Raw genomic sequence first — 12,808 nt, forward strand, 5'->3', positions numbered from 1 at the left:
TGGGCGTTTTTGACGTCCCACGCCTCAGAAACAGTGCCTACACTTGAGCCCTTCGGGGCTCATTTGCGTTTTAAGGCAGTCAATTAAGCCGCACATCCGCGCAACAGGAGAAGATAGATGGATTTGAACGCTGAAGTGGATCACCTGATCAAGACCTCGCAGTCCTGGATCCCGATGATTATGGAATACGGCAGCCGGGTATTGCTGGCGGTGATCACCCTGGCCATCGGCTGGTGGCTGATCAACAAACTGACTCACAAGATGGGTCGTCTGTTGGCTATGCGTAACGCTGACCTGGCGCTTCAGAGCTTTGTTACCAGTATCGTGAACATCGTGCTCAAGATCATGCTGGTAATCAGCGTGGCTTCGATGATTGGTGTGGAGACGACCTCGTTCGTTGCGGCCATCGCAGCTGCAGGTTTTGCCATCGGTATGGCCTTGCAAGGCAGCCTGACCAACTTTGCCGGTGGCGTGCTGATTCTGCTGTTCCGCCCGTTCCGCATTGGTGACTGGATTGAAGCCCAAGGCACCTCCGGCACCGTCGACAGCATCCAGATCTTCCACACCGTGCTACGCACGGGCGACAACAAAACCGTGATCTTGCCGAACGGCATCCTCTCCAACGGCATCATCACCAACACCAACCGCCAGCCGACCCGCAAGGTGGTGTTTGACGTAGGTGTCGACTATGAAGCTGACCTGCAGAAAGCTCGTGAAGTATTGCTGGAGCTGGCAAAAGACCCGCGCGTGCTAACAGATCCTGCGGCGGTAGTCGTGGTGTCGAACTTGGGTGATAGTTCGATCACCGTGTCTTTACGCTGCTGGACCAAGACGTCGGATTATTGGGACATGGTGTTTATGCTTAACGAATTATCGCGTGACCGTTTGAAAGGGGCGGGCATTGATATTCCGTTTCCACAGCGGGTTATTCGAGTAATGCAGGAACCGGCGGCCAAATAACTAAGCGGTAAGGTCTCGAACTTGTCCAATAGGTCAGGTTCGCTGCTGGCAGCTAGTCTCGTTAGTTAGCTTGCTAGTTATTTTTCAGCTGTAATAAAACTGCAATAAAAAAGCCGCTCCCTTTTAAATAGGGGAGCGGCTTTTTATTTAAGGCCGAGGCCTCAAGTCATCGCTGTAATCAAACGGCTAATTACAAGATGTTCAGCGGGTATTGCGCGATCAGACGCAGCTCGTCAAGAGAACCCGAGTAAACCTGATCAGACGAGCGATAGGTCGCTTGACGTACACGCAGGCTCAGGTCTTTTGCTGGGCCGCTCTGGATCACGTATTTGGCTTCGATATCGCGTTCCCACTCTTTACCGTTGCTGGTGCTGGCGATGTTGGCGCCGGTACCTTTCACGTAACGAGTCATGAAGCTCAGGCCAGGGATACCGAAGGTAGCCATGTTGAGGTCATAACGTGCCTGGTAGGACTTCTCGCCTTCGGCGTTGAAGTCGGAACGGGCGATGGAGTTGGCCAGGAAGATCGTGCCGCCGCCGTCTACGCCGTAGGCGTATTGGCCGTCGCCGGTGACTTTCTGTGCTGCCAGGGTGAAGGTATGAGCGCCAACAGTGTAGGCACCCTGCAAGCTGAACGCACGGTTGTCGAGCTTGGTAGTGCTGTCTTTGTCAGCACGTACCAGGCCTGCGCCGTCGCTCTTGGTGTCGTAGATGTTGAAGTCGACAGCCACGGATTGGTCATCGCTAAGCGCGTGGGTCCAGTTCACGTTGGCGTAGAGCTTCTTCCAGTAGTCTTCCACTTTGGAGTAGTAGAGGCTGGTGGTGATCTCTGGAGTCCAGGCGTAGACACCGCCCACGAAGTTGGCATCGCGCAGGCCACGATTGGTGTTAGGTTCAGCGCTACCGATGCTGTCGCGGAAGCTTTTGTCCTGGGCAACGATCGAGGTGAAGTGACCGGCTTCCAGTTTCAGGTCTTTGATTTCGTTGCTAGTGATGGAGACGCCTTGCGGCAATTCCGGAAGCAAGCGGCTGTCATCGGAAGCGAACACTGGCGCGGTGGTGTATTGATCACCGACCTTCAGGACCGTATTGGAGATACGGAACTTAACGGCAGCACCGCCTTTGGAATAGTCGTCCTGCGAACGGCCGTCGGAACCCGTAGGGAACAGACCGGTACCGGCACGACCCTTGCCGCTGTCGAGTTTGACGCCCAGCAGGCCGATGACATCAACACCGACACCGATGGTGCCTTGGGTGTAACCCGAGCTGAACAGACCGTGGAAGCCGAGGCCGGTTTCTTCGAAACGGCTTTGCTTCGCATTGTGGTTGCGGTAGTCACGGCTGAAGTACAGGGTACGAGTCAGAATGCTCGCTGTGCTGTCTTCAATAAAGCCCTTGGAATCGTCCTGGGCGGATGCCATTGCGAACTGCGAGGTGCCTGCTGAAACAGCCAGGGCGATCATGCTCCACTTCATCACGCGCATCGTGATTTGCTCCTTTGGTTTTAGGAAGAGTACTGCCGTCCCACCTGTATTTTTATCTGGGCGGCTCTTTCTTTTATGTGTCGGCGCAAAGTTATATCACGCAGACCCTATTGACGATACTTAGTCATCTGTCCTTTCAGCTTCTTTACGAGGCTGTCGTAAATTGCTAGTTCCGTGTCGCAAATTCACAGCCCGACGGTAATCAGGCTGACAACTTAAGTGCTGTTTTCAGACCGTTTTCGAAGTTTGAAATCGTCCTGGGTGTGCACTCAAACGCTACTGTTTTTTATCGCGAAACACTCGCTTCCAAGCGGGTGCCGTTGCCGACGTTACGGGTGTTAAAGCAAAAGGCGTGCACAAAGCCTCAATCGAATGTCATTTTTTCGTGAAAAACGTTACGGCAGTGTAAAAACCGCATAAGCACGGGCTTTTTACGCCGTTTGGTTTAGGCTTGACGTCCAAGTGTTTCCCCTGCGGGGACGTACATAAATCCTGTGCCAGGGCAAAACGTTACCGGTTCACCCCCCTGAGTGGGTAGTTGGCGGATCCCTTTGAAGCGCAGGTGGGTCATTTTGGTGCATCCCGCTCAAGCCAGATTCAGCGTAGCTCAAATATCCGCCCGCCTCTATTTAAGGAGGCAGGTATTTCATCCAGTTGCATCCAGGCTCCCCGTATTCGCCGTGAAGCCTTGAGCATTCAAAGGTATGCTGGGCACCTGATTGATACCGACCTGCCGAACGGAGTGCCCGCGTGTTCGCCTTAGATCAACGTCTGCAACAAGACACACTGGCCATTGGCGACTTTCCGCTCTGTCGCCTGCTGCTGTCCAATGACTCGAATTACCCTTGGTTCATCCTGGTGCCGCGCATTGACGGTATCAGCGAAGTGTTTCAGCTGCATGTCGCAGATCAACAGACGCTGTGGAAAGAAGCCACGGCCCTGGCGCAGTTGCTCAATGAAGGCATGGCCGCCGATAAAATGAACATTGGCGCGTTGGGTAACGTCGTCAGCCAACTGCATGTGCATGTGATTGTGCGCAAGCGGGATGACGCCGCCTGGCCCGCACCGGTCTGGGGCAAGCACCCGGCCCGGCCGTATACCGAAGAGCAAGTGGTGGCGATTCGCACCCGGCTGCGCGAGTTACTGCCCGCCGACTTCATCTTTACTCAGGACTGAGCCATGGACCTGCAAGACCGCGTAACCGATCTGGAAAGTCGTCTGGCGTTTCAGGACGACACCATCGAGACCCTCAATGACATCCTCGTCACCCAGCAGCGGGCGGTTGAGCGCCTGCAGTTGCAGATGACCGCGCTGCTCAAGCGCCAGGAAGAAATGGGTGGCCAATTCGAGTCATCCGAAGAAGAAGCGCCACCGCCGCATTATTAAGTGCACGCCATAAAAAAACCGCGACCCAGCAGCGCTGGATCGCGGTTTTTTTATTACGCCGAGGGTGGGAATCAGCGACGCGGCAATGCCGCGATCACATCTTCGGCTTGCAGGCCCTTGTCGCGGTTCATGACGGAGAACTCCACGCGCTGGCCTTCTACCAGGACACGATGACCTTCGCCGCGGATGGCCCGGAAGTGAACGAAGATATCGTCGCCCGAATCGCGGGAAATAAAGCCGAAGCCTTTGGAGGTGTTGAACCACTTGACGGTCCCGGTATCCCGGTTAGTCATGTCGTAGTTTTGCGACGCAGCGGCAGGGGTCGAACGGTAGAAGCTGATGGCCAGGTGAAGAACGATGGCGACTACAGCAATCACCAAGCTGAGCAAGATGGCCGGGTGGCCGCCGACTTCAGGCATAGGTGCGAGGAGGGTGAGGGTTTGAACGACAACGGTCAGCACCAGCAGCGCGCTGACCAGGTTTTGCAGTTGATGACGCGTGCCTTTGTTCCAGTAAGGGATCACCGGTGCCAGCGTCAGGTTAAGAAGGCCGAACAAGGCCAGGTACAGAGCGTCGTGTTGTTCCAGGTAGGGAGGGCTCCCGTGTTGCAAGCTCGGTATAAAGGACAGCAGCAAAGCTGCAACGCCCGTTAGCAGGTGGACGATTTTCAACATTTTGATTAACTCACGTTTAGACGGATCACAAGGAAGAGCTGACTGGCACGGTTCGCTTCTGAACAATGGGAGGCGTTGAGCACGTGCACGGGTATCAGCCTATGTGGTGAGCCGCAGAAATAATCGGCCCACCACACGACGTCTATTTAACAGCAAAGGCTGTGCCTACTCAAATCAAGCATTTCGGGGGCGTACGAGCGCCATGGCATTTCTGCGTCAAACGCTTGTCCTAGACAGGTGCGGGCTTTTTGAGCGGCATTTTTAGCGTTTTCCTACTCTGTGCAAAGGCATGCGCGCCGCTCTCGAGCGAGCAGCAGGCGCTTGCGCAGAGGGGCGATTTGCCGCACGCCTGCTGCCTGTGCCTGGCTGCACATAGCCAGCACTCTTGCTAGAGTGGTCCTGCACCTGATCAATGAATGCTCGTCAATTGAAGGGGAAAAAACATGGCAATCGATATTGGTATCAGTGAAGAGGATCGTAAATCCATCGTCGACGGACTTTCACGACTGCTGTCCGATACCTATGTACTGTATTTGAAGACCCACAACTTCCATTGGAACGTCACGGGCCCCATGTTTCGTACGCTGCACTTGATGTTTGAAGAGCAGTACAACGAACTGGCACTGGCAGTGGACTCTATTGCCGAGCGTATCCGTGCCCTGGGTTTCCCGGCGCCGGGCGCCTATTCGATCTACGCCCGTCTGTCTTCGATCAAGGAAGAAGAGGGTGTGCCCAGCGCAGAAGAGATGATCAAGCAGTTAGTGGCGGGCCAGGAGGCGGTGACGCGCACTGCGCGCGGCATCTTCCCATTGCTTGATAAGGTCAGCGATGAGCCGACCGCGGATCTGCTGACCCAGCGTATGCAGGTTCATGAAAAAACCGCGTGGATGCTGCGTTCTTTGCTCGAAAATCAGTAAACATCCAGTTTGAGTGGCGCCGTCCTGGCGCCGCTTGCTTGTTTCCCCGCGTTTCCTGGCGTTGTCCTACGACTATCGACTCCCCGTCTTCTGGCTGCCCCCCGCGTCCTGCTGTTTTATAGACCCGCTGTCCAATGGGACAAACCCATGGGCTGATGTTTGGCAATGGAGTGTCAGGTGTATGTCACGCGGAGTGGGTAATGGAGTGATGGAAACCTGCGGTTTCCATCAGATAAAGGGCGACCCTTTTGCAAAAGGGTTCGATATGGGCTTGGCCAAGCCATTGTCCCGGTCGGTCAGGCTTAACGGGTTTTCCACCTGCCTGCGGCTTGAACAGATCTACTGGAATATTCTCACGGAGATAGCCAGGATCAATGCCTGCTCAGTCAGTGCGTTGCTGTCTTATGTCGATCGGGAAGTGCATTTGCGGTACGGAGGAGTGAAGAACTTCAGCGGATTGGTCAGGGTGGTGTGCGTGGTTCACGTATTAAAAGGCCGCATCACGCCGATGAACGGCGATTAATCCGGCGGTTGCCCAGCCGGCTCGCCGCTAAGGTGGGCTGGCCTTGGGGCAGAAAGCCGGCTGCGCTGCCTTGATTTACCAGATATAATCCCGCGCTTTGCTGCGCATGCCAGGGGTTTATCCACAGGGCAGGGCGTGGCGCAGTAATGATCCGATCGCCGAGACATCTCCATGCCCATGTACGACTATCAATGTGCTTCCTGTGGTCATCAGTTGGAAGCCATTCAGAAGATCAGCGCCGCGCCGCTGGTCGATTGCCCTGCCTGCCAGGCACCTGAGCTGAAGAAGATGTTGTCCATGCCGGGCTTCCGCCTGAGCGGTGGCGGCTGGTACGAGACCGACTTCAAGACCGGCGCCAAGAAGAATCTGGCGGGCGGCGACAAAGCAGACTGAGTTGAACTCTACGCGCAGGCTCCTGCATTATCCGTCCCCTGCTTAACTGTACGGTGACGAGGCGAGCCTCCACCGAATTTCGAATTACGAGAAGTGAAACCACTACCATGATGCGCAGCCACTATTGCGGCCAACTGAACGAGACCCTGGAAGGTCAGGAAATCACCCTTTGCGGATGGGTTCACCGTCGCCGCGACCACGGCGGGGTGATCTTCCTCGATATCCGTGATCGTGATGGTCTGGCCCAGGTAGTGTTCGATCCGGACCGTGCCGAGAGCTTCGCTGCCGCCGACCGCGTACGCAGCGAATATGTCGTCAAGATCACCGGCAAGGTTCGCCTGCGTCCGGCCGGCGCCGTGAACGCGAACATGGCGTCCGGCGCGATCGAAGTGCTGGGCTACGAGCTGGAAGTGCTGAACGAGTCGGAAACCCCGCCGTTCCCACTCAACGAATACTCCGACGTCGGCGAAGAAACTCGCCTGCGCTACCGCTTCCTGGACCTGCGTCGTCCGGAAATGGCCGAGAAGCTGCGCCTGCGTTCGCGCATGACCACCAGCATCCGCCGCTTCCTCGACGAAAACGGCTTCCTCGACGTCGAAACGCCGATCCTGACTCGGGCCACCCCGGAAGGCGCGCGTGACTACCTGGTGCCGAGCCGCACTCACGCCGGTTCTTTCTTTGCCTTGCCGCAATCGCCGCAGCTGTTCAAACAACTGCTGATGGTGGCCGGCTTCGACCGTTACTACCAGATCGCCAAGTGCTTCCGCGACGAAGACCTGCGCGCTGACCGCCAGCCGGAATTCACTCAGATCGACATCGAGACCAGCTTCCTCGATGAAAAAGAGATCATGGGCATCACCGAGCAAATGATCCGCAACCTGTTCAAGGAAGTGCTGGATCTGGAATTCGGCGAATTCCCGCACATGACCTTCGAAGAAGCCATGCGCCGCTACGGTTCCGACAAGCCAGACCTGCGTAACCCGCTGGAGCTGGTGGACGTGGCCGACCAACTCAAAGAAGTCGACTTCAAGGTGTTCAGCGGCCCGGCCAACGACCCTAAATGCCGTATCGCCGCCCTGCGTGTACCTGGCGGCGCGAGCATGCCGCGTAAGCAGATCGACGACTACACCAAGTTCGTCGGCATCTACGGTGCCAAGGGGCTGGCGTACATCAAGGTCAACGAGCGCGCCAGTGGCGTTGACGGTCTGCAATCGCCGATCGTTAAAAACATTCCACTGGACAACCTGAACGCGATCCTCGATCGCGTCGGTGCGGTCGACGGCGACATCGTGTTCTTCGGCGCCGACAAAGCCAAGATCGTCAGCGAAGCTCTGGGCGCGCTGCGCATCAAGTTGGGCCACGACCTCGACCTGCTGACCTGCAAGTGGGCGCCGATGTGGGTGGTCGACTTCCCGATGTTCGAAGAGAACGACGACGGCAGCTTCAGCGCCTTGCACCACCCGTTCACTGCGCCGAAGTGCTCGCCGCAAGAGCTGGAAGCCAACCCTGCTGGCGCTCTGTCCCGCGCCTACGACATGGTGTTGAACGGCACCGAGCTGGGTGGCGGTTCGATCCGTATTCACCGCAAAGAGATGCAGCAAGCGGTATTCCGTCTGTTGGGCATTAACGAAGCGGAACAGGAAGAGAAGTTCGGCTTCCTGCTCGACGCCCTGAAGTACGGCGCACCGCCGCACGGTGGCCTGGCGTTCGGTCTGGACCGCTTGGTGATGCTGATGACCGGCGCCCAGTCGATCCGTGAAGTGATCGCCTTCCCGAAAACCCAGAGTGCTGCGGACGTCATGACCCAGGCTCCGGGTGTGGTGGATGCCAAGGCGCTGCGCGAACTGCACATCCGTCTGCGCGAGACGCCGAAGGCTGAGTAAGGCTGCTGCGTGAAAGCGCGATAAGGTTGTAAGCAGTCAAAAAGGCGCATCTTCGGATGCGCCTTTGCGTTTAAAAGAGGCAAATCCTGCCTGGGGCGGGATTGTTTAAGGTTTCTAGAGAATTTCGGAGTTGTGTTATGGCTGGCCATTCCAAGTGGGCGAACATCAAGCACCGCAAAGAGCGTCAGGATGCCAAGAAAGGCAAGATCTTCACCAAGTGGATTCGCGAACTGACTGTCGCTGCCCGTCAGGGCGGTGGTGACCCAGGTTCCAACCCGCGTCTGCGCCTGGCGCTGGACAAGGCCTTGGGCGCGAACATGAGCCGCGACATCATCGACCGCGCCGTGGCCCGTGGCGCCGGCGCGGCTGACACCGACGACATGGTCGAACTGAGCTACGAAGGTTACGGCCCGGGTGGTGTCGCGGTGATGGTCGAGTGCATGACCGACAACCGCAACCGTACTGCTGCAGCTGTACGCCATGCTTTCAGCAAATGCGGCGGCAACCTCGGGACCGACGGTTCGGTGGCCTACCTGTTCGAGCGTAAAGGGCAGATCACCTTTGCGCCAGGCACGGATGAAGACGCGTTGATGGAAGCCGCCATGGAAGCGGACGCTGATGACGTGGTGACCAACGAAGACGGCTCCATCGACGTGTTCACCTCGTTTGCCGGCTTCTATGCGGTGGGCAACGCCCTGGAAGCTGCCGGTTTCAAAGGCACTGACGCAGAAATCGTGATGCTGCCGACCACCAGCGCCGAACTGGACCTGGACGGCGCGCAGAAAGTGCTGAAGATGCTGGATATGCTGGAAGACCTGGATGATGTGCAGAACGTGTACTCAAACGCCGACATCCCGGAATCTGTAGCCGAGCAGCTCACCTGAGAACAATGAGGATCCCCTGTGGGAGTGGGCTTGCTCGCGAATGCGGTGTGTCAGTCACTTGATGCATTAACTGAATGGCCGCTTTCGCGAGCAAGCCCGCTCCCACATTGGGTCTATCTGTATCCACAAAACTGCAGGCGTTATGACTTTAATCCTAGGTATCGACCCCGGTTCGCGCATCACCGGTTTTGGGGTGGTGCAACACACGCCGCGCGGTTGCGTCTACGTCGCCTCGGGCTGCATCCGCACCGGCGCTGGCGAGTTGGCCGAGCGCCTGCAGATCGTCTACCGCGGCGTGCGTGAAGTGATCCAGACCTACGGCCCGGTGACCATGGGCATCGAAAAGGTGTTCATGGCCAAAAACGCCGACTCCGCGCTTAAGCTTGGCCAGGCGCGTGGCGCCGCCATTGTCGCCGGTGCCGAAGAGGGCATGGAAATCGCCGAATACACCGCGACCCAGGTCAAACAGGCCGTGGTCGGTACCGGCGCGGCGAATAAAGAGCAGGTGCAGATGATGGTCATGCACATGCTCAAGCTCACCTCAAAACCGCAGATCGACGCCTCCGACGCCCTGGCCATTGCCATTTGCCATGCACACACCCGCTCAAGCTTGCTGCCGCATGGCCTGGGCACGGCACGCAGTCGTGGCGGGCGGCTGCGTCTCTGATAGCATCAGCGCAATCGTTACTTCCGGTCAGGCCTTGTTCTGACCCCAAGCTTTAAGGATCTGAACCGTGATTGGACGCTTGCGCGGCACCCTGGCTGAAAAACAGCCGCCGCACCTGATTCTGGATGTAAATGGGTTGGGATATGAGCTAGAAGTGCCCATGACCACCCTGTATCGCCTGCCGTCGGTCGGCGAGCCGCTGACCCTGCACACCCACTTGGTGGTGCGCGAAGACGCGCAATTGCTCTATGGTTTTATTGGTAAGCGCGACCGCGACTTTTTCCGCGAGCTGATTCGCCTTAATGGCGTGGGCCCCAAGCTGGCGCTGGCGCTGATGTCGAGCCTGGAAGTGGACGAGTTGGTGCGCGCGGTTTCGGCCCAGGACACCTCGGCGTTGACCAAGGTGCCGGGGGTCGGCAAGAAAACCGCAGAGCGCCTGCTGGTGGAGCTCAAGGACCGTTTCAAAGCCTGGGAAGTCGTACCGAGCATGTTTGCCCTGGTGCCGAACCAACCGGATATACCGGCAGGCCAGGTCGCCAGCGCCGAAAGCGATGCGGTCAGCGCGCTGATCTCCTTGGGCTACAAGCCGCAGGAAGCGAGCAAAGCCGTGTCGGCCATCAAGGACAAGAACCTGAGCAGCGAAGACATGATCCGCCGAGCCCTGAAGGGAATGATTTAAGTGATTGAAGCTGATCGTCTGATCGCGGCCACCGGCCCGCGCGACCGTGAAGAAGTCCAGGACCGGGCCATCCGGCCGCTGAGCCTGGCTGAATACATCGGCCAGCCCACCGTGCGCGAACAAATGGAGTTGTTTATCCAGGCCGCGCGCGGGCGCAGCGAGTCCTTGGACCACACGTTGATCTTCGGCCCGCCGGGGTTGGGTAAAACCACGCTGGCCAATATCATCGCCCAGGAAATGGGGGTGTCGATCAAGTCCACCTCCGGCCCGGTGCTTGAACGCCCGGGTGACTTGGCGGCGTTGCTGACCAACCTTGAACCACACGACGTGCTGTTTATCGATGAGATTCACCGACTGTCGCCCATCGTTGAGGAAGTGCTGTACCCGGCGATGGAAGACTTCCAGCTCGACATCATGATCGGCGAAGGCCCGGCGGCCCGCTCGATCAAGCTCGACCTGCCGCCGTTCACGCTGGTGGGCGCGACCACCCGCGCAGGCATGTTGACCAACCCGCTGCGAGACCGTTTCGGCATTGTTCAACGTCTAGAGTTCTATAGCACTGCGGATTTGGCCACCATCGTCAGCCGTTCGGCGAGCATCCTCGGCTTGCCCCTGGACCCGGAAGGCGCGTTTGAAATCGCTCGGCGAGCGCGTGGCACGCCGCGCATCGCTAACCGTCTGCTGCGGCGTGTACGTGATTTTGCCGAGGTACGGGCCAAAGGGCATATCACCAAGGCCGTGGCCGATCTGGCCTTGAACCTGTTGGATGTGGATGAGCATGGCTTCGATCACCAGGATCGACGTCTACTCTTGACCATGATCGAGAAGTTCGACGGTGGCCCTGTGGGCGTGGACAGCCTGGCGGCGGCGATCAGCGAGGAGCGCCATACCATTGAAGATGTGCTGGAACCGTACCTGATCCAGCAGGGTTACATCATGCGTACGCCAAGGGGGCGGGTAGTGACACGTCACGCCTATTTGCACTTCGGGTTAAACATTCCGTCACGATTGGGCGAGATGCCTGTAGTAGACGAATTCCTCGATGCAGTGGACGATTAAAAAGGTCACGCCAGTCGATTTATCTGAGCATTGTGCTGTCCTAGTGGCTGGCGTCGTCATTCAGTTGTTAGAAATGTTTCATAGGATCAAAAAACAGTTGCCCAGCCGGATTGGCAACCTGAGGAGTAAGCACTAGAGTATGCGCGCGCAAAACGTGGATCAGTCGTTCGCACATCGCTGTCGCGTTTATTACGAGGACACCGATGCCGGCGGCATCGTTTATTACGTCAACTACCTCAAGTTCATGGAGCGGGCTCGAACCGAGCGGCTACGGGAGCTGGGCTTTGCCCAATCCCAGCTGGCAGGGGAGGACCTGTTATTTGTCGTGCATTCCAGCGAGGCGCGCTACCACGCACCGGCGCGATTGGACGATGAATTGTTGGTCAGCGCTGAAGTAATCGAATTGAACCGTGTCAGCCTGCGCTTTAAACAGCAGGTCAGGCGGGCAACGGATGCAACGCTGCTCTGTGAGGGGCAGTTCCTGGTGGCCTGTGTGCGCACCAATAGTTTGAAGCCCCGGGCCATTCCCGAAGCTCTACGTGCGGCCTTTGCCGACGTAAGCGGCGCGGGTAAACAATCAAAGCAGGAGATTTAGCGTGGAACCTACCGTCGTCGACCATTCCTCCATGTGGAGCCTGGTCAGCAATGCCAGTGTCGTGGTTCAACTGGTGATGCTGATCCTGGTAGCCGCATCGGTTACCTCTTGGGTCATGATTTTTCAGCGCAGCAACCTGCTGCGTGCCGGTCGACGTGCCCTGGAGAGCTTCGAGGAGCGCTTCTGGTCGGGTATCGATCTGTCCAAGCTGTACCGTCAGGCCGGCAGCAACCCGGACCCGGATTCGGGCGTCGAGCAGATCTTCCGCGCCGGCTTCAAGGAATTCTCGCGTCTGCGTCAGCAACCGGGCGTTGACCCGGAAGCCGTCATGGAAGGCGTGGCCCGTGCCATGCGCGTCGCCATCTCCCGTGAAGAAGAGAAGCTTGAGCAGAGCCTGCCTTTCCTCGCCACCGTCGGCTCCGTCAGCCCGTACATCGGCCTGTTCGGTACCGTGTGGGGGATCATGAACTCCTTCCGTGGCCTGGCTCAGGCCCAGCAAGCGACCCTGGCCACCGTGGCCCCGGGTATCGCCGAAGCCCTGATCGCCACCGCGATCGGCTTGTTCGCTGCTATCCCCGCAGTAATTGCCTACAACCGTTTTGCCGCTCGTGGTGAAACCTTGATCAGCCGTTACTACACCTTCGCCGATGAATTCCAGGCGATCCTGCACCGTAAAGTGCACACCAGCGAAGAATAAGCAGGTAA

At 57.7% G+C, this 12,808-nt stretch carries 15 protein-coding genes; 13 read left to right on the forward strand and 2 right to left on the reverse strand.

Features of this window, described 5'->3' with window-relative positions; genetic code table 11:
* Positions 1 to 117: 117 nt before the first annotated feature.
* Complete coding sequence (locus FW764_RS18740; RefSeq protein ID WP_446435146.1) at positions 118 to 960, forward strand: mechanosensitive ion channel family protein; 843 nt, start codon at positions 118 to 120, stop codon at positions 958 to 960.
* A 190-nt stretch (positions 961 to 1,150) separates the two neighbouring features.
* Here the strand turns inward: FW764_RS18740 and FW764_RS18745 are convergent, their stop codons facing one another.
* On the reverse strand, positions 1,151 to 2,443 hold the full coding sequence (locus FW764_RS18745; RefSeq protein ID WP_446435147.1) for an OprD family porin: 1,293 nt from the start codon (positions 2,441 to 2,443) through the stop codon (positions 1,151 to 1,153).
* Between the two features lie 750 nt (positions 2,444 to 3,193).
* Between FW764_RS18745 and FW764_RS18750 the strand changes: the two genes are divergently transcribed.
* Positions 3,194 to 3,619, forward strand: coding sequence for an HIT domain-containing protein (locus FW764_RS18750; RefSeq protein ID WP_083356989.1), 426 nt, complete (start codon positions 3,194 to 3,196; stop codon positions 3,617 to 3,619).
* Between the two features lie 3 nt (positions 3,620 to 3,622).
* Positions 3,623 to 3,829 (forward strand): SlyX family protein, encoded by a 207-nt coding sequence (locus tag FW764_RS18755; protein WP_017847119.1) that lies wholly within the window; start codon positions 3,623 to 3,625, stop codon positions 3,827 to 3,829.
* Positions 3,830 to 3,900: 71 nt separating this feature from the next.
* Here FW764_RS18755 and FW764_RS18760 read toward each other — a convergent pair whose 3' ends face one another.
* The gene (locus FW764_RS18760) at positions 3,901 to 4,503 is read right to left on the reverse strand and encodes a cold shock domain-containing protein membrane protein (RefSeq protein WP_446435148.1); all 603 of its coding nucleotides are present in this window, start codon (positions 4,501 to 4,503) and stop codon (positions 3,901 to 3,903) included.
* Between the two features lie 443 nt (positions 4,504 to 4,946).
* Here FW764_RS18760 and FW764_RS18765 point away from each other — a divergent pair, with 443 nt between their 5' ends.
* From FW764_RS18765 to tolQ, 10 genes are all read left to right on the forward strand, one after another.
* Positions 4,947 to 5,420: a Dps family protein gene (locus FW764_RS18765; RefSeq protein WP_003193874.1), complete on the forward strand. Its 474-nt coding sequence runs from the start codon at positions 4,947 to 4,949 to the stop codon at positions 5,418 to 5,420.
* A gap of 181 nt (positions 5,421 to 5,601) precedes the next feature.
* The gene (locus FW764_RS18770; RefSeq protein ID WP_446435149.1) at positions 5,602 to 5,943 is read left to right on the forward strand and encodes a ribbon-helix-helix domain-containing protein; all 342 of its coding nucleotides are present in this window, start codon (positions 5,602 to 5,604) and stop codon (positions 5,941 to 5,943) included.
* Positions 5,944 to 6,114: 171 nt separating this feature from the next.
* A complete protein-coding gene (locus FW764_RS18775) occupies positions 6,115 to 6,336 on the forward strand; it encodes an FmdB family zinc ribbon protein (RefSeq protein WP_017139808.1) in 222 nt (73 codons plus the stop codon).
* 107 nt (positions 6,337 to 6,443) lie between these two features.
* Positions 6,444 to 8,219 carry an aspartate--tRNA ligase gene (gene aspS, locus FW764_RS18780; RefSeq protein ID WP_446435150.1) on the forward strand — a complete coding sequence of 592 codons (1,776 nt, stop codon included), beginning with the start codon at positions 6,444 to 6,446 and terminating at the stop codon, positions 8,217 to 8,219.
* Positions 8,220 to 8,356: 137 nt separating this feature from the next.
* The gene (locus tag FW764_RS18785) at positions 8,357 to 9,103 is read left to right on the forward strand and encodes a YebC/PmpR family DNA-binding transcriptional regulator (protein ID WP_446435151.1); all 747 of its coding nucleotides are present in this window, start codon (positions 8,357 to 8,359) and stop codon (positions 9,101 to 9,103) included.
* A 142-nt stretch (positions 9,104 to 9,245) separates the two neighbouring features.
* Entirely contained in the window at positions 9,246 to 9,770 is a 525-nt protein-coding gene (ruvC, locus tag FW764_RS18790) for a crossover junction endodeoxyribonuclease RuvC (protein WP_024077147.1), read from the forward strand.
* A 67-nt stretch (positions 9,771 to 9,837) separates the two neighbouring features.
* Complete coding sequence (gene ruvA / locus FW764_RS18795) at positions 9,838 to 10,449, forward strand: Holliday junction branch migration protein RuvA (RefSeq protein WP_446435152.1); 612 nt, start codon at positions 9,838 to 9,840, stop codon at positions 10,447 to 10,449.
* Positions 10,450 to 11,508: a Holliday junction branch migration DNA helicase RuvB gene (gene ruvB, locus FW764_RS18800; protein ID WP_003193867.1), complete on the forward strand. Its 1,059-nt coding sequence runs from the start codon at positions 10,450 to 10,452 to the stop codon at positions 11,506 to 11,508.
* Between the two features lie 139 nt (positions 11,509 to 11,647).
* Complete coding sequence (gene ybgC / locus FW764_RS18805) at positions 11,648 to 12,103, forward strand: tol-pal system-associated acyl-CoA thioesterase (RefSeq protein WP_446435153.1); 456 nt, start codon at positions 11,648 to 11,650, stop codon at positions 12,101 to 12,103.
* A gap of 1 nt (position 12,104) precedes the next feature.
* Positions 12,105 to 12,800 carry a protein TolQ gene (gene tolQ, locus FW764_RS18810; RefSeq protein WP_048727035.1) on the forward strand — a complete coding sequence of 232 codons (696 nt, stop codon included), beginning with the start codon at positions 12,105 to 12,107 and terminating at the stop codon, positions 12,798 to 12,800.
* Positions 12,801 to 12,808 lie beyond the last annotated feature (8 nt).

This window comes from Pseudomonas sp. 1152_12 (assembly GCF_052850675.1).

Bases quoted from the DNA above. Each gene is read 5' to 3' on its own strand.
- FW764_RS18740 (WP_446435146.1), top strand. From the start codon at position 118: ATGGATTTGAACGCTGAAGTGGATCACCTGATCAAGACCTCGCAGTCC.
- FW764_RS18745 (WP_446435147.1), bottom strand. From the start codon at position 2,443: ATGCGCGTGATGAAGTGGAGCATGATCGCCCTGGCTGTTTCAGCAGGC.
- FW764_RS18755 (WP_017847119.1), top strand. From the start codon at position 3,623: ATGGACCTGCAAGACCGCGTAACCGATCTGGAAAGTCGTCTGGCGTTT.
- FW764_RS18760 (WP_446435148.1), bottom strand. From the start codon at position 4,503: ATGTTGAAAATCGTCCACCTGCTAACGGGCGTTGCAGCTTTGCTGCTG.
- FW764_RS18765 (WP_003193874.1), top strand. From the start codon at position 4,947: ATGGCAATCGATATTGGTATCAGTGAAGAGGATCGTAAATCCATCGTC.
- FW764_RS18770 (WP_446435149.1), top strand. From the start codon at position 5,602: ATGTCACGCGGAGTGGGTAATGGAGTGATGGAAACCTGCGGTTTCCAT.
- FW764_RS18775 (WP_017139808.1), top strand. From the start codon at position 6,115: ATGCCCATGTACGACTATCAATGTGCTTCCTGTGGTCATCAGTTGGAA.
- aspS (WP_446435150.1), top strand. From the start codon at position 6,444: ATGATGCGCAGCCACTATTGCGGCCAACTGAACGAGACCCTGGAAGGT.
- FW764_RS18785 (WP_446435151.1), top strand. From the start codon at position 8,357: ATGGCTGGCCATTCCAAGTGGGCGAACATCAAGCACCGCAAAGAGCGT.
- ruvC (WP_024077147.1), top strand. From the start codon at position 9,246: ATGACTTTAATCCTAGGTATCGACCCCGGTTCGCGCATCACCGGTTTT.
- ybgC (WP_446435153.1), top strand. From the start codon at position 11,648: ATGCGCGCGCAAAACGTGGATCAGTCGTTCGCACATCGCTGTCGCGTT.